Source organism: Streptomyces sp. R21, assembly GCF_041051975.1.
GTDB lineage: Bacteria > Actinomycetota > Actinomycetes > Streptomycetales > Streptomycetaceae > Streptomyces.
The window spans coordinates 6,643,834-6,665,854 of sequence record NZ_CP163435.1; the positions used below are offsets into that span (position 1 = coordinate 6,643,834).

14 protein-coding genes are annotated in these 22,021 nt (G+C 71.2%); all 14 read left to right on the plus strand.

Features of this window, described 5'->3' with window-relative positions:
• Positions 1–72 precede the first annotated feature (72 nt).
• The 14 genes from AB5J56_RS29630 (at position 73) to AB5J56_RS29695 (ending at position 22,020) form a co-directional block, all read left to right on the plus strand.
• On the plus strand, positions 73–1,227 hold the full coding sequence (locus AB5J56_RS29630; protein WP_369236782.1) for a hypothetical protein: 1,155 nt from the start codon (positions 73–75) through the stop codon (positions 1,225–1,227).
• A gap of 48 nt (positions 1,228–1,275) precedes the next feature.
• The gene (locus AB5J56_RS29635; RefSeq protein ID WP_369236784.1) at positions 1,276–2,043 is read left to right on the plus strand and encodes a TIGR03936 family radical SAM-associated protein; all 768 of its coding nucleotides are present in this window, start codon (positions 1,276–1,278) and stop codon (positions 2,041–2,043) included.
• 261 nt (positions 2,044–2,304) lie between these two features.
• On the plus strand, positions 2,305–6,243 hold the full coding sequence (locus tag AB5J56_RS29640) for an Rne/Rng family ribonuclease (RefSeq protein WP_369236785.1): 3,939 nt from the start codon (positions 2,305–2,307) through the stop codon (positions 6,241–6,243).
• Positions 6,244–6,509: 266 nt separating this feature from the next.
• Complete coding sequence (gene rplU / locus AB5J56_RS29645) at positions 6,510–6,830, plus strand: 50S ribosomal protein L21 (protein WP_369236787.1); 321 nt, start codon at positions 6,510–6,512, stop codon at positions 6,828–6,830.
• A gap of 14 nt (positions 6,831–6,844) precedes the next feature.
• Complete coding sequence (rpmA, locus tag AB5J56_RS29650; RefSeq protein WP_006374707.1) at positions 6,845–7,099, plus strand: 50S ribosomal protein L27; 255 nt, start codon at positions 6,845–6,847, stop codon at positions 7,097–7,099.
• A gap of 150 nt (positions 7,100–7,249) precedes the next feature.
• The gene (gene obgE / locus AB5J56_RS29655) at positions 7,250–8,686 is read left to right on the plus strand and encodes a GTPase ObgE (RefSeq protein ID WP_369236790.1); all 1,437 of its coding nucleotides are present in this window, start codon (positions 7,250–7,252) and stop codon (positions 8,684–8,686) included.
• Positions 8,687–8,855: 169 nt separating this feature from the next.
• Complete coding sequence (locus tag AB5J56_RS29660) at positions 8,856–10,319, plus strand: FG-GAP-like repeat-containing protein (RefSeq protein ID WP_369236792.1); 1,464 nt, start codon at positions 8,856–8,858, stop codon at positions 10,317–10,319.
• 66 nt (positions 10,320–10,385) lie between these two features.
• The gene (locus AB5J56_RS29665; RefSeq protein ID WP_369236794.1) at positions 10,386–11,930 is read left to right on the plus strand and encodes an integrin alpha; all 1,545 of its coding nucleotides are present in this window, start codon (positions 10,386–10,388) and stop codon (positions 11,928–11,930) included.
• A 51-nt stretch (positions 11,931–11,981) separates the two neighbouring features.
• Complete coding sequence (locus AB5J56_RS29670; protein WP_369236796.1) at positions 11,982–13,487, plus strand: FG-GAP repeat protein; 1,506 nt, start codon at positions 11,982–11,984, stop codon at positions 13,485–13,487.
• Between the two features lie 209 nt (positions 13,488–13,696).
• Positions 13,697–15,247 carry an alkaline phosphatase gene (locus AB5J56_RS29675; protein WP_369236798.1) on the plus strand — a complete coding sequence of 517 codons (1,551 nt, stop codon included), beginning with the start codon at positions 13,697–13,699 and terminating at the stop codon, positions 15,245–15,247.
• Between the two features lie 104 nt (positions 15,248–15,351).
• The gene (locus AB5J56_RS29680; protein WP_369236800.1) at positions 15,352–16,557 is read left to right on the plus strand and encodes a hypothetical protein; all 1,206 of its coding nucleotides are present in this window, start codon (positions 15,352–15,354) and stop codon (positions 16,555–16,557) included.
• A gap of 264 nt (positions 16,558–16,821) precedes the next feature.
• Complete coding sequence (locus AB5J56_RS29685) at positions 16,822–18,321, plus strand: D-ribitol-5-phosphate cytidylyltransferase (protein WP_369236802.1); 1,500 nt, start codon at positions 16,822–16,824, stop codon at positions 18,319–18,321.
• 181 nt (positions 18,322–18,502) lie between these two features.
• The gene (locus tag AB5J56_RS29690; RefSeq protein WP_369236804.1) at positions 18,503–20,617 is read left to right on the plus strand and encodes a hypothetical protein; all 2,115 of its coding nucleotides are present in this window, start codon (positions 18,503–18,505) and stop codon (positions 20,615–20,617) included.
• Between the two features lie 209 nt (positions 20,618–20,826).
• Entirely contained in the window at positions 20,827–22,020 is a 1,194-nt protein-coding gene (locus tag AB5J56_RS29695) for a glycosyltransferase family 2 protein (RefSeq protein WP_369236807.1), read from the plus strand.
• Position 22,021 lies beyond the last annotated feature (1 nt).

Genomic DNA, 22,021 nt, shown 5'->3' on the forward strand with positions numbered 1-22,021 from the left:
CTGTGACCGCGTGTGCCGAATCGTGTCCGAACGGACCGCATCCAGACGGAACGTCAGGGCGTCTACGCAGGTATGGAATTCGAAAAGGTGCCCGCTCAGCCGCCTGCGCCAGAGGCGCCGGAAGGGTGTCTCGCGGTGGCGATCCGGCTTCCGGTGCGGATCGTCGTGTTGGTGCTGGTCGTGCCGGTGCGGATGGTGTGGGACGCGCTGGTCGTGGCGGGCCGGTTCCTGGAAAGGACGCTGCTGCGGCCGCTCGGGCGGGCGCTGGAGTGGGTGGGCCGGGCGCTGTTCGTGTGGCCGTGGGTGGCGCTGTGGCGGTATGCCGTCGTGCCGGTGGCGAAGGGGCTCGCCTGGCTCGGGAACGTGCTGATCGTCGTGCCCGCGCGGTGGGTGTACCAGTACCTGCTGACGCCGGTCGGGCATGCCGTCGTGTGGGTGGTGCGGGGTGTCGGCAGCGGGCTGGCCTGGGTGTTCGGTGTCGTCGGGGCTGCGCTCGGCTGGGTGTACGCGCGCGTGCTCACGCCGGTCGGGCACGCGATCGCCTGGGTGTTCAAGGGAATCGGGATCGTGCTCGCGGCCGCGGGGGTCGGGGTGTACACCGCCGTCGCCTGGCTGGTGCGGTACCTCGTGGTCGTGCCCGCGCGGTGGGTGTACCAGTACGTGCTGACGCCCGTCGGGCGGGCCGTCGCCTGGGTGGCCGCGGGCGCCGCGTGGCTCGTACGGACGATCTTCACCGGGATCGGCGCCGTCCTCTACTGGACCGCGCGCATCCTGCTCGTGCTGCCCGCACTCGCCGTGTGGCGATGGGTACTTGTGCCCGTCGGGCGGGTGCTCGCCGTCATCGGGCGGGAGGTCGCGGAGGCGCTCGGGCACGCCTGGCGGATCGCCGGGCGGATCTCGCTCGCCGTCGGACGGTTCCTCGGAACCCTCTTCCGGTGGATCTTCGTGGAGCCGGTGCGCTGGGTGTACCGGACCGTCCTGACCCCCCTCGGGCACGTCGTGCGCGACACCGTGCTGCGGCCCGCCGCCGAGGCCGCGCGGGGCATCGGCCGGGCGACCCGGCAGGCGATCGCCGCCGCGCGCGAGTCCGCCCGGCAGGCCCGCGCCGACTTCCGCCGGATGCTCTTCGGCGCCCCCGCGGAGCCGCAGGCCGTGCCCCGCCGGGAACCGGCAGCGGCCGAAACACGTACTCTAGGTAGCAGTACGACCGCTCTCACGAAGGACTGAACGACACTGGGCAAGCGACAGCCCGAAGGCCCGCCGCCCGCACCCGCGGTGCAGCGCATCCGCCTGCGCTACACCAAGCGCGGCCGCCTCCGGTTCACCAGCCACCGTGACTTCCAGCGCGCCTTCGAGCGTGCGCTGCGCCGCGCCGAGGTGCCCATGGCGTACTCGGCGGGGTTCACGCCGCACCCGAAGGTGTCGTACGCCAATGCCGCACCCACCGGCACGGGCAGTGAGGCGGAGTTCCTGGAGATCGCCCTCACCGAGGCGCGTGACCCGGAGAAACTGCGCGAGCTCCTCGACGAGTCGATGCCCCTCGGGCTCGACATCATCGAGGCGGTCGAGGCCCGCACCTCGGGTCTCGCCGACCGGCTCACCGCATCCGTGTGGGAGCTGCGCCTCGACGGCGTGGCGCCCGAGGAAGCGGAGCGCGCGGTCGAGATCTTCAAGGCGGCGGAGACCGTCGAGGTGCAGCGCAAGACCAAGAACGGCATGCGCACCTTCGACGCCCGCTCCGCCGTCGCGAGTCTCGAAGCGCACTCTCCCCAGGCTGATAGGCCGACAGACCAGGCCTGTGCGATACTGCGCCTGGTTGTTCGGCACGTGACGCCTGCCGTTCGACCCGACGACGTCCTGTCCGGTCTTCGCGCCGTGGCCGACCTGGCGCCGCCGGTCGCCGCAGCGGTGACCAGGCTGGCGCAGGGGCTGTTCGATGAAGAGACCGGCACGGTGACCGACCCGCTCGCGCCCGACCGCGAGGCAGCAGCGACCGAGAAATCCACGGTCGCCGCGACTGCCACCGCGAAGGCGTCGGCGTAAGGAAGGTTCCGCGTAAGGACGGACGTCGTAGCGTCGCCCTCGTATCCGGGAGCCACCTGGGTCGGGCAGCGCACCGACCAGAAGACTTTCGCCAGGCCGTACGCACACATGGCGTACGGAACCGGCGAGACAGGACACAGAGAGCTCCCGTGCGGCGCCCGCGCCCCGGACGGCGGCACCGCGCATCGCGCGAGCCGCGGACGTCACCGGTACTGCCGGACCAGGCGCGGCGCCCGGGAGCCTGACGGGAGATCCACCCGCATGCTCGAGCCGACCGAACCCACTGAATCGTCCGTGGGACCCGACAACAACACCCCCAGCGACACCCTGCCGCCGCGGCGCCGCCGCCGTGCGGCGTCGCGCCCCGCGGGACCGCCCGCGGGTGTCTCCGAAGCCGCCGCCGAGGCAGCGGCCGAGACCACGGCGCCGGCCATACCGGCCGTGGCGTCCTCCGCAGACCTCGCGGCCTCCGAGGCCGACGAGGTGGCGGAGGCGACCGAGATCGCCGAGACCCCCGCGCCCGCCGCCGAGGAAGCCGCGCCCGCCGCGCGTCCGCGCCGTCGTGCCACCCGCCGGGCCTCCGCGCCCGCCGGCGCGCCCCAGGCCGAAGAGGTCGTGGAGCCCGCCGCCGAGACAGCCGTGACCGAGGCGCCCGCTGCCGCCGAGGTCACCGAGACCCCCGCGCCCGCCGCCGAGGAAGCCGCGCCCGCCGGGCGTACGCGCCGTCGTGCGACCCGCCGCGCCACCGCGCCCACCAGTGCGCCCCAGGCCGAAGAGGTCGTGGAGCCCGCCGCCGAGCCCGAGCTGGAGCCGGAGCCCGAGCCCCAGCCCGAGCCCGTGGCCGAAGCGGACGAGGACGCAGCTCCCCGCCGTACGCGTCGGCGCGCCACCCGGCGCGTGTCCACGCCCGCCGGTGCGCCCGAGGGCGCCACCGCCGACGAGCGTGTGGAGGCGCCCGTGACCAGCGAGAGCAAGCCCGCCGAGACCCCCGAGCCGGTAGCCGCCGAGGCCTCTGAGGCGCCCGAGGCCGAGGAGGCCGCGCCGCGCCGCGGCCGCCGTCGCGCGACCCGCAAGGCCGCCGTCGGGTTCTCCGCGCCCGCGCCGAAGGAGCGTGCCGACGACGAGGGCGCACGTCGCCCGGCGCGTCCGGCCGTCGCCGTGTTCCAGGCGCCCGTGTTCACCGAGCCGATGTTCCAGACGCCGGAGCGGGCCGCCGCCGCGGCTGCCGCCGAGGCGGCGGAGGAGGCCGCGGAAGCCGAGGAGGTCGTCGAGCCCGAGGAGGCCCCCCAGGCCGTAGCGGCTCCCGAGGCCGTCGAGGAGGAGACCGGCCCGCGCCGTCGCCGCCGTCGCCGGGCCGTCGAGGAGGCGCCCGCACCGGTGGCCGAGGAGCCCGCCGCGGAGCCCGAGGAGGCCTCCGAGGAGGAGTCCGCCGAGGACGCCGCCGATGGTGACGACTCCGAGGAGACCGGCTCCCGCCGGCGCCGCCGCCGCGGTGGCCGCCGCCGTCGCCGGGGCGAGTCCGCGGACTCGGACGCCGAGGGCTCCGAGGACGACTACGCCGCCGACCAGGCCACGCAGGACGCCGAGTACACCGCCGAGCAGGTCGAGGAGGACGCCGAGGACGACGACGAGCGCGAGGAGTCGGGCGGTTCCGGCTCCACCAGCAGCCGTCGCCGCCGTCGCCGTCGTCGTCGCGCCGGTGACTCCGGCACCGAGGCCGAGCCGGGCGACGGGGACCCCGAGCGCACCGTCGTGAAGGTCCGCGAGCCGCGCAAGGCCAAGGAAGAGCACCCGTCCGACGAGGTGCAGTCCATCAAGGGCTCCACCCGTCTGGAGGCCAAGAAGCAGCGCCGCCGTGAGGGGCGCGAGCAGGGCCGCCGCCGGGTGCCGATCATCACCGAGGCCGAGTTCCTGGCCCGCCGCGAGGCCGTCGAGCGTGTGATGGTCGTCCGCCAGAGCGGCGAGCGCACCCAGATCGGCGTCCTTGAGGACAACGTGCTCGTCGAGCACTACGTCAACAAGGAGCAGTCGACCTCGTACGTCGGCAACGTCTACCTGGGCAAGGTCCAGAACGTGCTGCCGTCGATGGAGGCCGCCTTCATCGACATCGGCAAGGGGCGCAACGCCGTCCTGTACGCCGGTGAGGTCAACTTCGAGGCGCTCGGCATGGCCAACGGGCCGCGGCGTATCGAGTCCGCCCTCAAGTCCGGCCAGTCGGTCCTCGTCCAGGTGACGAAGGACCCGATCGGCCACAAGGGCGCCCGCCTCACCAGCCAGGTCTCGCTGCCCGGCCGCTACCTCGTCTACGTCCCCGAGGGGTCGATGACGGGCATCAGCCGCAAGCTGCCCGACACCGAGCGCGCCCGTCTGAAGACCATCCTCAAGCGGATCGTCCCCGAGGACGCGGGCGTCATCGTGCGCACCGCCGCCGAGGGCGCGAGCGAGGACGAGCTGAGCCGTGACGTCGAGCGGCTTCAGGCGCAGTGGGAGGACATCCAGAAGAAGGCGAAGAGCGGCAACGCTCCGACGCTCCTGTACGGCGAGCCGGACATGACCGTCCGTGTCGTCCGCGACATCTTCAACGAGGACTTCTCCAAGGTCATCGTCAGCGGCGACGAGGCCTGGCAGACCATCCACGGGTACGTCGGCCACGTCGCGCCCGACCTGGTCGAGCGGCTGTCCCGGTGGACCTCCGAGGTCGACGTCTTCGCGACGTACCGGATCGACGAGCAGCTCGCCAAGGCGCTGGACCGCAAGGTCTGGCTGCCGAGCGGTGGTTCGCTGGTGATCGACAAGACCGAAGCGATGATCGTGGTCGACGTCAACACCGGTAAGTTCACCGGCCAGGGCGGCAACCTCGAAGAGACCGTGACCAGGAACAACCTGGAGGCGGCCGAGGAGATCGTGCGCCAGCTGCGGCTGCGCGACCTCGGCGGCATCGTCGTCATCGACTTCATCGACATGGTTCTGGAGTCCAACCGGGATCTCGTGCTGCGGCGCCTGCTCGAGTGCCTGGGCCGCGACCGTACGAAGCACCAGGTCGCCGAGGTCACCTCGCTGGGCCTGGTCCAGATGACCAGGAAGCGTGTCGGCCAGGGACTCCTCGAGTCCTTCTCCGAGACCTGCGTCCACTGCAACGGCCGTGGCGTGATCGTGCACATGGAGCAGCCGACCTCGGTCGGTGGCGGCGGCAAGCGCAAGAAGCGCGGCCGCGGCGGCGCCGAGCAGGAGCACACGCACGAGCACGAGGGCGTGGCCGCGGACACCGAGGAGCTGGAGGCCGAGACCGAGGCCGAGGTGGCCGCCGAGGTCGCCGCGCCGATCGCGGTGTCCGAGCCCGAGTTCGTGCCGGACGAGGAGCTGTACAGCAGCGCCGCCGAGGCCGAGGCCGCCGCGACCCGGGGCCGTCCGCGGCGTCGGGCCACCCGGCGGGCGTCCGCCCCGGCGGGTGCGCCGCGGGCCGAGGGCCGTCCCAGCCGGCGTGAGGAGCGTGCCGAGCGGGCCAAGTCCCGTGAGGCCGCCGAGTCGGAGCCGGTCGCCGTGGAGGACCCCGTCGTCGAGACGCCGGTCGTCGAAGCGCCCGAGGCCCCGGCCGCCGTCCAGGAAGCCGTGGCCGTACCGGACGAGGCCGCTCCCAAGGGCCGTACGCGCCGTCGTGCGACCCGCAAGGTGTCCGCCCCCGCCGGTTCGCCCAAGGCGGCGGACGAGGCCGTGGTGACGGTCACGGAGCCGGTCTCCGAGCCGGTCCAGGCGCCCGCCGCGCCCGAGGCCGTGGAGCCGAAGCCGGAGCAGGTCGCCGAGGCGCCCGCCGAGGCGCCCGTCGACAGCGCCGCACCGGCCCGTCCGCGCCGCCGCGCCGTCCGCAAGGCCACCGCGCCCACCGCGTCCGAGGAGGCGGCCGTCGTGGTCGTCCCGTCGGCCACCGTGGAGGCGGCCCCTGTCGAGGCTCCGGCCGAGACCGGGACCGAGGGCGAGGCCGACGCGGCTCCGGCCAAGAAGGCGGCCGCCCGCAAGACGGCCAAGAAGGCGACCGCGAAGAAGGCCGCCGTCAAGAAGACCGCGGCCAAGAAGACGGTCGCCAAGAAGACGACGGCCAAGAAGGCGACCGCGAAGAAGGCGGCCACCAAGACGGCGTCGAAGAAGACCGCGGCGGCGGAGCAGACGGTGTCCTCCGTCACCGCTTCGGCCGACCAGGCCTGATCGACCGGTGCCCCCGGCCGGTGGTGAATCCACCGGCCGGGGGCACCGGCGTGACCGGCCGCACTCCCGCGGGGCCCGACCTGGTTTGACCCTTTCGGCCGTGGCCCCGTAACCTTGACCGTCGGCGTGTCCTTAGATGCGCCGCACCCCGTAAACCTCTTCCTCCCGGCGCTCCGTGCTTCGGCCCTGCGCTTCGGGAGAGGCCGCTCGCGCAAGCGCGCGGCTGGACTGCGGGGATTCCGATTTCGAGCGAAAGAGAGATCCGCGTGTACGCCATCGTGCGCAGCGGTGGTCGCCAGCACAAGGTTGCTGTCGGCGACATCGTTGAGGTTGACAAGATTCCCACCGCCAATGTTGGCGACACGGTCGAGCTCTCGACCCTGCTCGTTGTCGACGGCGAAGCCGTGACGAGCGACCCGTGGGTCCTGGCGGGCATCAAGGTCACGGCCGAGGTCGTGGACCACCACAAGGGCGTCAAGATCGACATCCTTCGCTACAAGAACAAGACCGGCTACCGCCGTCGTCAGGGCCACCGCCAGCAGTACACGGCGATCAAGGTCACTGAGATCCCCGCGGCTGCGAAGTAAGGGACTGAGGAGAGATGGCACACAAGAAGGGCGCATCGTCCACCCGGAACGGTCGCGACTCCAATGCTCAGCGGCTCGGCGTGAAGCGCTTCGGCGGTCAGGTCGTCAACGCCGGTGAGATCCTGGTCCGCCAGCGTGGCACCCACTTCCACCCCGGCGCCAGCGTCGGCCGTGGCAAGGACGACACGCTGTTCGCGCTGGCCGCCGGTGCGGTCGAGTTCGGCACGCACCGTGGCCGCAAGGTCGTGAACATCGTTCCGGTCGCCTGACCGGATCTTTCGCGAGGCGGACCTCACTTCCCCTACGGGAAGCGGGTCCGCCTTTCGCGTGTTTTAACTGAAGTGTGATCTCCGAGCGTCGCTTGCAGAGATCGCAGCGATTGCAGAGATTTTTTCCGTACGTATCTGGAGGCACATCCCATGACCACCTTCGTGGACCGCGTCGAGCTGCACGTCGCCGCGGGTAGCGGAGGCCACGGCTGTGCCTCCGTCCACCGGGAGAAGTTCAAGCCGCTCGGCGGCCCGGACGGTGGCAACGGCGGCCGTGGCGGTGACGTGATCCTGGTCGTCGACCAGTCCGTCACCACGCTGCTCGACTACCACCACAAGCCGCACCGCAGCGCCACCAACGGCAAGCCCGGAGAGGGCGGCAACCGCTCCGGCAAGGACGGCGTCGACCTGGTCCTGCCGGTGCCGGACGGCACGGTCGTCCTCGACAAGGACGGCAACGTGCTCGCGGACCTGGTCGGCGAGGGCACCTCGTTCGTGGCCGCCGATGGCGGTCGTGGCGGCCTCGGCAACGCGGCGCTGGCCTCGGCCCGCCGCAAGGCCCCCGGCTTCGCCCTGCTGGGCGTGCCCGGCGGCATGATGGACATCGTCCTGGAGCTGAAGACGGTCGCGGACGTGGCCCTCGTGGGCTACCCGAGCGCGGGCAAGTCCTCGCTGATCTCGGTGCTGTCCGCCGCCAAGCCGAAGATCGCCGACTACCCCTTCACGACCCTCGTCCCCAACCTGGGCGTGGTCACGGCGGGCGAGACGGTCTACACGATCGCGGACGTGCCCGGTCTCATCCCCGGCGCCAGCCAGGGCAAGGGCCTCGGCCTCGAGTTCCTGCGGCACGTGGAGCGGTGCAGCGTGCTCGTGCACGTGCTGGACACGGCGACCCTCGAGTCGGAGCGCGACCCCATCTCCGACCTCGACATCATCGAGGAGGAGCTCAAGCAGTACGGCGGCCTGGACCGGCGTCCGCGGATGGTCGTCCTCAACAAGATCGACGTACCGGACGGCAAGGACCTGGCCGAGATGGTCCGCCCCGACCTGGAGGCGCGCGGCTACCGCGTCTTCGAGGTGTCGGCGGTCGCGCACCTCGGCCTGAAGGAGCTGTCCTTCGCGCTCGCCGAGGTGGTCGGGGGCGCGCGCGCCGCCAAGCCGAAGGAGGAGGCGACCCGCATCGTCATCCGGCCGAAGGCCGTGGACGACGCCGGCTTCACCGTCGTACAGGAGGAGGACGGCCTCTTCCGGGTCCGCGGCGAGAAGCCCGAGCGCTGGGTCCGCCAGACCGACTTCAACAACGACGAGGCCGTCGGCTACCTCGCGGACCGGCTCAACCGCCTCGGCGTCGAGGCCTCGTTGATGAAGGCGGGTGCCCGCTCGGGCGACGGCGTCGCCATCGGCCCCGAGGAGAACGCGGTCGTCTTCGACTGGGAGCCCACCGTCATGGCCGGCGCGGAGATGCTCGGCCGCCGTGGCGAGGACCACCGCCTCGACGTGCCCCGGCCGGCCGCCCAGCGCCGCCGCGACAAGCAGGCGGAGCGGGACGAGTCGGAGAAGGAGTACGACGACTTCGAGCCGTTCTAGGGAGTCGCTGCCAGTGCCGTGACGGACCTCCGTCCCCGCCGCCGTAGGTGAACGCGGGGCAAAGTCAGGGCATGTACGGGGCAACCAACCGGGTGGGCCGGGAGTCGTAGTGGGCGCGGATGAGGATCTTCCTCTCCGCGCCCACTGTCTTCCAGACTCCGGAGTCGATGTGTCCGAGCCTGTTCTGCGCAGGGGTGTGGTGGCTGCCGTCGCGCTGCTCGCGGCGATCGCCGTACCGTCGCCGCTCGCCCATGCGCAGCCCGCCGTCCCGGGGACCCGTGCGGACTTCAACGGCGACGGGTACGAGGACCTCGCCGTCGGTGCCGACCAGGCCGCCGTCGGCGGGAAGCCGGCGGCCGGGTACGTCGCCGTGGTGTACGGCTCGGCGCACGGGCTGGACCTCGCGACCAGGAAGGTGTTCACGCAGGCGACCGCGGGTGTCCCCGGGACGCCCGAGAAGGACGACCGGTTCGGCCGGCGGCTCGCCTCCGGCGACCTGGACGGCGACGGCTACACCGACCTGGTGGTTGCGGCGGCCGGGGAGAAGTGGCAGCAAGGCGGCGTCGACGTCACGGGCAGCGTGACCGTGCTGTGGGGCGGGGCCGGAGGCCTGTCCGGCGGAACGATCCTGCCGCCCGACGGTCCCGGCATCGGGTCGTTCGCGGCGGTGGGCGACTTCGACGGCGACGGCCACGCCGACCTGGCCACGTACGGCGGTCTGCGGCTCGGCCCGTTCACCCGCGCGGGCGCGGCGGCCGGTGCCCGGCAGGTCTCCTTCACCGACGGCGACTCGAACCTGCTGGACGTCGCGGCCGGGGACATCGACGGCGACGGCATCACCGACCTCGTGACCCTGACAGCCCCGTGGGACTACGACGACCCGGGTGACCACTCCGCCCACCAGGCCCACTACCTGCGCGGCACCCGGGAGGGTCTCGCCCCCCTCACCACGCTGCGGGACGCCGACGGCCGGTTCATCGAGGCGGGCGACAGCATCGCGCTGGGGGACCTGAACGGCGACGGCCGCGACGACCTGGTCTTCGGCCGCCCGCTGCCCGCCAACCCCTCTGGGGAGCCGTCCGACCCGAGGACGTACGGTTCGCAGGTCGGCGTCGTTCTCGGCACCGCGCGGGGCCCGAAGGCGGCGGCTCCTCGCCTGCTCGACCAGGACACTCCGGGCGTTCCGGGTGTCGGGGAGCCGGGTGACTTCTTCGGCGCGGACGTCGCCGTCGGGGACGTGAACGGCGACGGGTACGGCGACATCGTGGCCGGCAACCCCGGCGAGGACTTCTCCGGTGTGCAGGACGCGGGCACCGTCGTCGTGATTCCCGGCGGCGCGTCCGGGCCGAGCGGTGCGGGCTCGAAGGTGTTCGGCCAGAACACCGTGGGGGTTCCCGGCACCGCCGAGCGCGGGGACTCCTTCGGCACGGCGAGCACGCTGCTCGACACCGACCGGGACGGCCGCGCCGACCTCGTCGTGGGTTCCCCCGGCGAGAACACCGACGCCGGCTCGGTGACCGCCTTCCGCTCCACCGCCTCCGGCGTCACCACCGAGGGCTCCCTCTCCTTCGGCGCGGGGACCCTCGGCACGGACCCGTACCGCGCCCGTCTCGGCGCCGGGTTCGCGAACTGAACCACCGCCGACACACCTCTTCTCTCGATTCTTCTCTCGATGATCCGGATCATTCACAGGAGCCCCATGCGCAAGCACCGCCGTTCCCCGCTCTCCCGTCGCAGACGGCTCGCCCTCGGTACGGGCATCGCGCTGGCCGCCGGCGCGCTGTCCGTGCCCGTCGTCAACGCGGCCACCACGGACGGCACTTCGACGACACCCAGTACCAAGCACCTGCACGACGACTTCAACGGTGACGGCTATCCGGATCTGGCGATCGGGGCGCCCAGCACCCCGCTCGCCGGCGTGCCGAAGGCCGGTGCGGTCAGCGTCCTGTACGGCTCGTCCGGCGGCCTGTCGACCTCGCGCAAGCAGCTGCTGACCTGGTCGGGGCGTACGAACAGCGACAACCCGGAGTCCGGGTACGGGTCGGGACTGCAGAGCGCGGACCTCAACGAGGACGGCTACGCCGATCTGCTGTCGTCCGTGGGCTGGACGCCGATGGACGGCGATGCCGGGAACTTCGTGGTCGTCAACTGGGGCGGCCCCAAGGGGCTTTCGAGCCAGCCGCAGGTGGTGACCGGTCTGCCCGACGCGATGCACATGCGGGGCTTCACGGTCGCGGACGTCGACGGCGACAAGCACGTCGACCTGGTGCGGCTGGGCGTCGACGCCACCTCGGACGGCCAGGACGGCGGCGAGTACGGCCAGACGTCCCCGGTCGCGGAAGGCGCCGTACAGCACGGTCCGATCACCCCGGACCGTCCCGCGACGAGGACCACGTATTTCCGTGTCGACTCCGACCCCTTCGACGTCGCCGACCAGGTCACGGCCGGTGACGTGACCGGCGACGGCATCGCCGACCTCGCCGTGCGCACCCATTCCACCGAGGAGTCGGACTCGCGCGGTGTCGCGCTGCTCACGGGCGGTGCCACCGGCTTCACCGACAAGGGCTATCTGAAGGACAGCACGGGCCGCCTCATCGGCGGCGAGGACCTCGCGATCGGCGACCTCAACAAGGACGGCTACGGCGACATCGTCGTCGGCCACTCCGCCGACAGCTACGACAGCGACCTCGAACTGCCCACCAAGGGCGGCGCGTTGGGTGTCGTCTACGGCGGCCCGGGTGGCGTCTCGACCACCCGCAAGCCGGTGTGGATCAACCAGGACACCACGGGAGTGCCGGGTGCGGGCGAGCGCCGCGACGGCATGGGCTCCGGACTGTCGATCGGCGACACCAACGGCGACGGTTACCTCGACGTGGCGACCGGACTGCCGGGCGAGGACTTCGACGGCATCACGGACGCGGGCAGCGTGCTCGTGCTGCGGGGCGGCGCGGGCGGTCTGACCGGCACCGGTGCCAAGGTCTTCAGCCAGAGCACCAGCGGTGTGCCCGGCACGGCCGAGAAGCTGGACCGCTTCGGCACCGAGACCGCGCTGGTCGACGGCAACGGCGACAAGAAGGACGGCCTGGTCGTCGGCGACCCGGACGAGAACGCCGGCAACGGTTCCCTCTGGGTCTTCTCGGCGACCTCCGGCGGCATCACCTCCAGCGGGTCCTTCTCCTTCGGCGCGGCCACCATGGGCCTGCCCTCGACCGGGGCCCGCTACGGCGCCTCGATCGCGGACTGACGGCCGCGGACCGACGGCGACCAAGTACCCACACGAACAGGAGCAGTACAGATGAACGCACGCACGGGAGCATGGCGCATCGGCCTGGCCGTCGCCCTGGCCGTCACCGGAGCTGCGGCCGTCCCCGCTGCCCACGCGGCGGCCGGCGCCACGGCCACGACGGCCACCACGGCCACCACGGCCAAGCTTCAGGACGACTTCAACGGCGACGGCTACTCCGACCTCGCCGTCACGGCACCCGACGCGACCGTCGGCGGCAAGGCGAAGGCCGGATACGTGGCCGTCGTGTACGGCTCGGCGACCGGGCTGAAGACCTCGACGAAGCAGGTGATCAGCCAGCGCACCACAGGCATACCCGGCATCGCGGAGGCCGGGGACAACTTCGGCAGCGCCCTCGCGACGGCCGACCTGGACAAGGACGGCTACGCGGACCTGATCGTCGGCGCCTCCGGCGAGGACGTCGGCACGATCACCGACGCGGGCTCCCTCGCGGTGATCTGGGGCGGCGCCGGGGGACTCTCGGGCGGGTCGACCCTGCTCAACGGGGCCGGGTCGTACGACATCGTCGGCAGCCAGGTCGAGACCGGGGACTTCAACGGCGACCACACCCAGGACGTCGTCACGAACGGCACCTACCAGAACCTCCGTGTGCTGTCGGGGCCCTTCGGACGCGACGGCTCCAGGGGCGGCGACGTCACCCTGGCCGGCAACGACAACCGATTCCTGGACATGGCGGCCGGTGACGTGAACGGCGACGGTTTCGGCGACCTCGCCGTGGCGATCAACGACGGCGACGAGTGGGACGCCCGGCGCATCCTCTTCTACCCCGGCTCGGCGCAGGGGCTCACCTCCGGCACCGTCGTCAAGGACGGCGCCACCGGATGGCTGCAGGGCGGCGAGCACCTCGCCATCGGCGACGTGAACAAGGACGGCTACGCGGACATCATCTCGGGCCGTGCCAGCGACGGTGCCGACAGTGACGCCGACGTGCCGCTCGCCAAGGGCGGCATGATCACCTACATCCCCGGCGCCGCGAGCGGCCCTGCCGGAACCCGGGCGAAGGCCTTCAACCAGGACAGTCCCGGAGTGCCGGGTGTCGCCGAGGGAGAGGACGGCTACGGCGGCACCGACGCCTTCGGTTTCTCCCTCTCGGCCGGTGACATCGACGGCGACGGCTACGCGGACGTGTCCGTCGGCGTGCCCGGCGAGGGCTTCGACGGCACGAAGAAGGCCGGCTCCGTCGTCACCATGCGCGGCACCGCGAACGGCCTCACCGGCACCGGCGCCAAGGTGTTCAGCCAGAACACCGCCGGCGTGCCCGGCACCGCGGAGAGCCAGGACGCCTTCGGCCGGTCCGCCCGGCTGATCGACGCCAACCACGACGGCCGCGCCGAACTCGCCGTCGGCGCCCCGGGCGAGAACGCGAACGCCGGTTCGGTGTGGGTGTTCAAGTCGACCTCGTCCGGGATCACGCCGACGGGTTCCTTCACCTTCGGCGCGGGCACGCTCGGCATGGTCGCGGCGAACGCCAAGCTCGGCTCGCGGTTCAGCTACTGAAAACGACTGGTCAACCACTGATCGACTAAAGACCGGCTGCTGATCGACCGACAGACCCGTTGTGGCAGGGGCGAGTTCCCGTGCCGTGGCGGGTCTTGTGCTGTCTGCCTGTTTGTCATGCTCGTGACCTATTGCGTTCAGGGGGCGGGCCGCTGCTTCATGTGAGCCTCGTGATGTCCAAGAGGCAACCGACGCAAGGGAGTTCGCCGATGACCGGAGCAGTCTCACGCGATCGACGCCGCTTTCTGACCGCGGGTGCGGCGGTGCTCGGCGCCGCGGCCTCCGCCCAGCTGTGGCTGCCGACGTCCGCCCGCGCCGCCGAAACCCCGCTGCCCGACGGTGTGTTCAGCCTCGGAGTGGCCTCCGGCGACCCGCTGCCCGACGGGATCGTGCTGTGGACCCGGCTCGCCCCCGACCCGCTGAACGGGGGTGGTATGCCCGACAGCGTGGTGTCCGTGGAGTGGGAGATCGCGGAGGACGGCCGTTTCAGAAAGACGGTGCGGCGCGGAGTCGCCCAGGCGCGCCCCGAACTCGGTCACAGCGTCCACGTCGACGTACGTGGACTGCGCCCCGACCGCGCGTACTGGTACCGCTTCCGCACCTCCGGCCAGCTCTCGCCGACCGGCCGCACCCGCACCGCCCCGCACCCGCGCAGCTCCAAGGGCACCCTGCGCGTCGCCCTCGCCTCCTGCCAGAACTGGCAGCACGGCTACTTCACCCCGTACGCCGACATGCTCGACCAGGACCCGGACTTCGTCCTCTTCGTCGGCGACTACATCTACGAGTCCAAGCCCGCCACCACCGGCGCCCGCGTCCACGAGGGCAGCGACGAGCCGTACACCCTCGTCCAGTACCGCAACCGCTACGCCCAGTACCGCACCGACCCGCACCTGGCGGCGATGCACGCCAGCGCCCCCTGGGTGGTCACCTTCGACGACCACGAGGTCGACAACGACTGGGCCGGCGAGATACCGCAGGACCCCGCCAAGCAGTCGCACGACGCCTTCGTGGCCCGGCTGACCGCGGCCTTCCAGGCGTACTACGAGCACATGCCGGTCCGGGCGAGCGCGATCCCGGACGGCCCGCACATCCAGATGTACCGGCGCCTGGACTTCGGACGCCTCGCCCGCCTCAACGTGCTGGACACCCGGCAGTTCCGCAGCGACCAGGTGACCAGCCAGGCGGACGCCGAGGACCCCTCGCTCACCATGCTCGGCGCCGAGCAGAAGGAGTGGCTGCTCGACGGGCTGCACGACTCGCCGGCCCGCTGGAACCTCATCGCCTCGCAGATCATGATGGCCGAGACCGACCTCCAGATCGGCGACGGCAAACTCTGGTACTACGACGCCTGGGACGGCTACCAGGCCGAACGCAACGCGCTCCTCGACGAGTTCGAGAGCATCCGCAACCCCGTCGTCCTGTCCGGTGACCGCCACCTCACGATGATCAGCGACCTCAAGAAGGACTACGCCGACCCGGACTCCCGCGTGGTCGGCGCCGAGTTCGTCGGCACCTCCATCTCCAGCAACGGTGACCAGGACCAGGCCGCCTTCCACGCCGAGTGGGACCCCCGGATGGCGGACAACCCGCACTGGAAGCTCATCGACGCCCACCGCGGCTACCACCTCTTCGACATCCGGCCGGGCGGCATCGACGCCCAGGTCCGCGTCGCCGACACCGTGCTCCAGCCGGACGCCGCCTCCAGCACGCTGGCCCGGCTGCGGGTCGAGGCGGGGAAGCCCGGCGTACGGCTGGTGTGACGCCGCAGATGCCGTAGCAGCCGTACGGGAACGCCCTGGGACTCATCCGCGTCCCAGGGCGTTCTCAGGTAAGACTCAGGTGAGAGATTTAGCGTCCCGTGACCATGGAGACCGACTGTTCGACACCTGACACGGCAGCCCCCGAGACGGCCGCGCCCGCCCCGCTGCCCGCCGGCACCCGCCTCCTGCACATCGGACCGCACAAGACCGGGACGACGGCGATCCAGGGCGCGCTGTTCGCCGCGAAGGACGCGATGGCCGAACGCGGCGTCGCCTTCCCGGCCCGCACCAGGCACCCCATGGAAGCCGCCCTCGCGGTCTGCGCACTCCCCGGCATGATGGGCGACACCGAGCCGACCGAGGGGCACTGGCAGCGGCTGACGGAGCTGGTGCGCGCCACCGGGCCGCGCACCTCCGTGATCAGCAGCGAGTTCTTCGCCGACGCGCCCGACGACGAGACCATCGCCCGCATCGCGGAGGACCTCGGCCCAGGCCGGGTGCACGTCCTGATCACGCTGCGCCCGCTGGCGCGGATCATGCCCTCGCAGTGGCAGCAGTACGTGCAGAACGGCCTGCGCATGGGCTACGAGGACTGGCTCGACCACATGCTGCGCAAGGCGCCGTACGAGAAGCCGAACCCCAGCTTCTGGCGGCGGCACCGACACGACCGGCTGGTCGAGCGCTGGGCGCGGGTCGTCGGCCCCGGGAACACCACCGTCGTCGTGGTCGACGACCGCGACCGCGACGGCCTCATGCGCATCTTCGAAACCCTCCTCGGCCTCCCGGCCGGTCTCCTGGCGCCCGTGCCCGACACCGCCAACCGCTCCCTCACGCTCGCCGAGACGGAAATGCTGCGCCGGCTCAACATGGAGTTCCGTGGAAACGGACTTCCCGACGAGCTGTATTCCAAGCTGGTGCGCAATGGCGCCGTCATGCATATGAAGAACGCCTGCCGCCCCGCGGCGGACGACGCGCGGATCGTCACGCCGGTATGGGCGCTGGAGGCGGCCGCCGGAATCGGCGCGGAGATGGCCGGACGGATCGCGGCCATGGGCGTACGGCTCCTCGGGGACCCGGCGCTGCTGTCCGCGCTGCCCCCGGCCGTGAGCGGGGACGCGGACCCGGACGGGCCGTCCGACGAACCGAGGATCGCCCCGGAGGTGGCCGCGCAGGCGCTGTACGGGGCGCTCGCCGTCGCGGCCGAGGTGCCGGTGCGGCCCGCCGCCGGACGGACCGTTCACCAGACGCCGTCCGGGGAACTCGTCCGGGTGCTCGGCCACCGTGCCCTCAGGCGGCTGAGGCGGAAGTGACCGTGTGCGGGGCGTGTGCCCCGGGTGCGAAAGGTGTGACCGGAAAGTGACCCGGTGTGGAATGCGGCGTACAGGCGGGTGTGCAACGTGTGCAGTTACTCACAGCAACCTGGACAATTCGGTCCGGCGTCACAGTATTCGTCCAGCGTACAAGGTGAATAACTGGTGTCCCGCACATATGCAGCAGAGGGCGCTCACCTTGCACTGCAGTAACCGAAAGTGGGACCATTCTCGGGTTCCCTGACGTCCCAAGGTAGGTCACCTGTGTCTGAGCACATAGCCAAGCCCCGTACCACCGCAGTGATCCTGGCTGGCGGCACCGGTCAGCGCGTGGGCCTGTCGATCCCGAAGCAGCTGCTGAAGATCGCCGGCAAGGCGGTCATCGAGCACACGCTGACCACCTTCGAGCACGCCGACTCGATCGACGACATCATCGTGCTGATGGCCCCGGGCTATGTGCCGGACATCGAGAAGATCGTCGCCAAGGCGGGCTTCAAGAAGGTCACCCGGATCATCGAGGGCGGCTCGACGCGGAACGAGACCACCGAGCGCGCCATCACGGCCCTCGGTGAAGGCCTGGCCGAGGGCGAGGACCGCAACGTCCTCTTCCACGACGCCGTGCGCCCCCTGCTGTCGCAGCGCGTGATCGACGACTGTGTCGCGGCCCTCGACCGCTACCAGGCCGTCGACGTCGCCATCCCGTCCGCGGACACGATCATCGTGACCCGCACCCACGGCGAGGACGGCGAGTTCATCACCGAGATCCCGGACCGCTCCCGGCTGCGCCGCGGCCAGACGCCCCAGGCGTTCAAGCTGTCCACGATCCGCCGCGCCTACGAGGTCGCGGCCGGCGACCCGAACTTCCAGGCCACCGACGACTGCTCCGTCGTGCTCAAGTACCTGCCGGACGTGCCGATCAACGTCGTGGCGGGCGACGAGTACAACATGAAGGTCACCCAGCCGGTCGACGTCTTCATCGCCGACAAGCTGTTCCAGCTCGCCTCCACCGCCGCGCCCGAGCAGGCCGACGAGGCCGCCTACCGCGAGCTGCTCACCGGCAAGACCCTGGTCGTCTTCGGCGGCTCGTACGGCATCGGCAAGGACATCGCCGAGCTGGCCGAGAGCTTCGGCGCCAAGACCTACGCGCTGGGCCGCTCCACCACCGGCACGCACGTCGAGAACCCGGAGGAGGTCGACGACGCGCTGTCCCAGGCGTACGCCGAGACCGGGCGCATCGACTACGTGATCAACACCGCCGGCGTGCTGCGCATCGGCAAGCTCGCCGAGACGGACAACGCGACCATCGAGGAAGCGCTGAAGGTCAACTACCTGGCGCCGGTGCAGATCGCCCGCTCCTCGTACAAGTACCTGGCCGAGACCAAGGGCCAGCTGCTCCTGTACACGTCCAGCAGCTACACCCGCGGCCGCGCCGAGTACAGCCTGTACTCCTCGACCAAGGCCGCGATGGTCAACCTCACGCAGGCGCTGTCCGACGAATGGGCGGGTGACGGCATCCGGGTGAACTGCATCAACCCGGAGCGCACCGCCACCCCCATGCGCACCAAGGCCTTCGGCCAGGAGCCCGCCGGCAGCCTGCTCTCCTCCGAGGCCGTCGCGCGCACCTCGCTCGACGTGCTGCTTTCGGAGCTCACCGGGCATGTCATCGACGTCCGCCAGCAGGACCCGACGGCGGGCGCCGGCAAGGCCTCCGGCTTCGAGGCGGCGCTGGCCTCCGTGCTGGACCGCCAGGACGGCATGGCATAATTAACGAAGAATAGTTTTCCGTCATTCAGGCCTCTGTGGTTGCGTGTTCACCGCGCATTCGCAGAGGCCTGAATCCGTAAAATCGCAGATCGTGCACAAGGCCCTTTCGGGACCTTTTCGGGTTCTTTCAAGGGTTCTCCGTGCGAAAACCGGCACCCACCCCTCAAGAGCAGGTTTCTCCGTGATTTCCACCGCTATACGCGTTGCCCGGGTGGGCAGCGCGGCACAGCTGGCCGCGGCGGTCCTCATGATCCTGGGCTTCCCCGCGCTCATGCTGGCCGCGCTCGTCCCGAGCGTCCCCGCCTTCGCGGCCGCCGCCGCAGTGACGTACCTGGCGGACCACTATCTGCACCGCAAGGGCAGCTATCTGATCAACCGCCTGAGCAAGGTGCGGGCCGGTCTCTCCATCCGCTTCCTGATCCGGCAGCTGCTGCTGGTCCTGCTGCTGGCCCGGCTCTCCCTCTCCGACGGCCTGATCTTCTACGGGGCCATCGCCTGCTTCATCGCGTCCTACGGCCTCCAGGCCCCGCACGGCGCGCTGGTGCAGCTGATCCGCAACCGCCGCCGGATGCCGGTCGCCACCCGCAACGTCGACCTGGCCTCCCGGGTCCGCATCCCGGACGCCCCGCCGCGCCGCCTGCTGCACCGTTCCGCGGAGAAGATGCTCCACCTCGACGTCGCCGCGGTCGTCGGCCTGCTGATCTCCGGCGCCACCGACTCGGCCGTGGCCGGCTTCATCGGCATCGGCGTCACGCTGGTCCTCGGCACGCTGTACGTCGCCGCCCTGGTGCCGTACGTCCGCGGCAGCAAGATCCCGCCGAACGCGGAGAAGGTCCTCGCCGCCGTCGACGACTGGCTGGGCGAGTACAAGCCGGAGACGGTGCTGTACTTCTCCGGCTCCAAGGACTCGGCGTACCAGGTCAACATGTGGCTGGAGACGATGGAGCAGCTGGACACCCGTCCGCTGATCATCCTTCGCGAGCGCGCCATCCTGAACAACATGGCGCCCACCACGGTCCCCGTCATCTGCGTGCCCGGAGGGGTGCACCTGATGAACATGGACCTGTCCACGGTGCGGGTCGCGCTGTACGCGGCGAACGTCGGCAAGAACATCCACCTGTTGCGCGTGCCGACCATGAAGCACGTCTTCATCGGCCACGGCGACAGCGACAAGCTCGCCAGCGTCAACCCGTACAGCAAGGTCTACGACGAGGTGTGGACCGCGGGCCGGGCCGGCCGCGACCGCTACGCCATCGCCGACGTCGGCGTCCGTGACGAGGACATCGCCGAGGTCGGCCGCCCGCAGCTCGCGCCGATCCAGACGTGGCAGGGCGTGCCGGAAGGCCCCCGCGACGGATCCGCCGACGGACACTGCCCGACCTTCCTGTACGCGCCGACCTGGGAGGGCTGGGACGGCAACCCCGGCAACACCTCGATCGTTCTCGCCGGCGAGAACATCGTGAACCAGCTGGTGCAGGCCGACCCGCCGGTCCGCGTCCTGTACAAGCCGCACCCCTTCACCGGCACGGTCAGCGCCGAGGCCAAGGCCGCCAACCAGCGCATCATCGCCCTGGTCGAGAAGGCCGCCGCCGCGCGCGCCGGGGACCCGGCCCACCGCGCCGACGCCGCCGCGCAGACGCAGGCCAAGGCCGAGCTGACGCGCATCGAGGCGCGTATCGCCGAGCTGTCCGGTTCGGCCGAGAAGGGCGACGAGGCGGAGGCCACCCGCGACGGGCTGGTCGACGTGGCCAAGCACGCCGAGATCGCCCGGCTGCGCGCCGAGTGGAACGACGCCTACTGGCGCTCCTTCCCCGTCTGGGAGCACCGGGTCATCACGGGCGCCGAACCGCGCCTGTACGACTGCTTCAATGTCTCCGACGCGATGGTCTCCGACATCTCGTCCGTGGTCTCCGACTTCATCGCGAGCGGCAAGCCGTACGCGGTGACGGACTCCGGCGAGCTGGGTGTCGAGGAGTTCAAGCGGCAGAACACCGCGGTGCGCGCCGCGGTGATCCTCTCCAACAGCGCGGCCGAGCTGGGCGAGTTGCTGGGCGCGGTCCGCGACCCGTCGGCCGACCCGCTGGGCGTCGACCGCCAGGAGCTGAAGCAGTACCTGCTCGGCCCGGACGAGCCGGCGTCCATCGTCCAGTTCAACACCGCGGTGCGCCAGCTGGCGCAGAAGGCCGAGGTACGCAACCTCGGCCAGGAGACCGGCGCCGCGGCCGCGGAGGACGCCACGTCCGCCGCTGTGGCCGACGACGCGACGGCGGCGGAGGCCGACGTGATCACGGGCTGACCCGCCCGGACCTGCCGACAGGGCCCGGTTTTCGAGGACAACTCCTCGAAAACCGGGCCCTGTTGCTGTCCGCGCCCGTTGTCCGCGGGTGATCTGTGACCTGCCTCACCATTTGAGTACGCATAGGCAACCAGTACGTACCTTCCACCGTCTTCCAGGTAGCGATTGAGGTGATACGGGGGAAATGTTCCATGACTAGGGGGAAGATTGTGACCGTCACGCAGCCTGATGTGAGTGTGGTCATCGGGGCGTACGAGGCGATGCCGTATCTGGTGAAATGCCTGGAGTCGGTCGAGGCGCAGTCGCTCGATCCGTCGCGGTTCGAAGTGATAGCCGTCGACGACGGATCGACGGACGGTACGGGGGAGTACCTGGAGGAGTTCGCGGAGCGCGCCGCCATGGCGGTGACCGTGCTCCGGCAGCCGAACTCCGGCGGCCCCAGCGGCCCGCGCAATGTGGGCCTCGGCAAGGCGCGCGGGCGCTATGTGTTCTTTCTCGACGCGGACGACCACCTCGGCGAGGAAGCACTGGAGCGCATGGTCGCCATGGCCGACGAGAACGGCACGGACGTGGTGCTCGGCAAGGTCGTCGGCGTCAACCGCGGTGCCCCGCAGTCGATGTGGGGCAAGAACCTGCCCCGTACGGACGTGTTCTCCTCGAAGATCAAGTTCACCCTCAGCGCGCAGAAGCTCTTCCGCCGCGACCTGCTCACCCGGCACGGGATGATCTTCGACGAGTCGCTGGTGACCGGCGAGGACGCGCTGTTCACGATGGAGGCCTACCTCCGCGCCGACGGCGTCTCGGTGATCGCCGACTACGAGTGCTACTACCTGGTCGGCCGGGAGGACGGCAAACACGCGACCAAGAGCGGCAGTTACACCCACCGCTTCGACTCCGCCCGCGCCCTGATGCACCTCATAGCCGATCACCTGCCCGCGGGCCCGCGCCGCGACAACCTGATGGTCCGCCCCTTCATCGTCACCCTGCTCCCGCAGTTCGGCACCGGCTTCCTGAAGCAGAGCGAGAAGGTACGGCGCCACAAGCTGGAGCTGGCGAAGCCGCTGATGGACGCGTACTGGAACGAGGCCGTGGCCGGCCGGCTCAAGGTGCACGAGCGGCTGCGGCTGCACCTGGTGGCCCAGGGCCGGGCCGATCTCCTCGTCGGCGTACTGGAGTTCATCAAGGCGAAGAAGACCCCCGTCGTGCACCTGGAGGCCCGCGGCCGCAAGGCCTACCTCGGCTACCCGCACTTCCGCGACCGGGCCGCCGGGGTCCCGGACAGCTGGTACGTCCCGACGACCCAGGAGACGGTCACCATCGAGGGCTTCAAGCCCCGCAGGGCCTCCCTCCCGCGGCTGCGGCGGGCGGCCCGCAGGGTGCTGGGACCGCTGCGGGCGGCGTGAG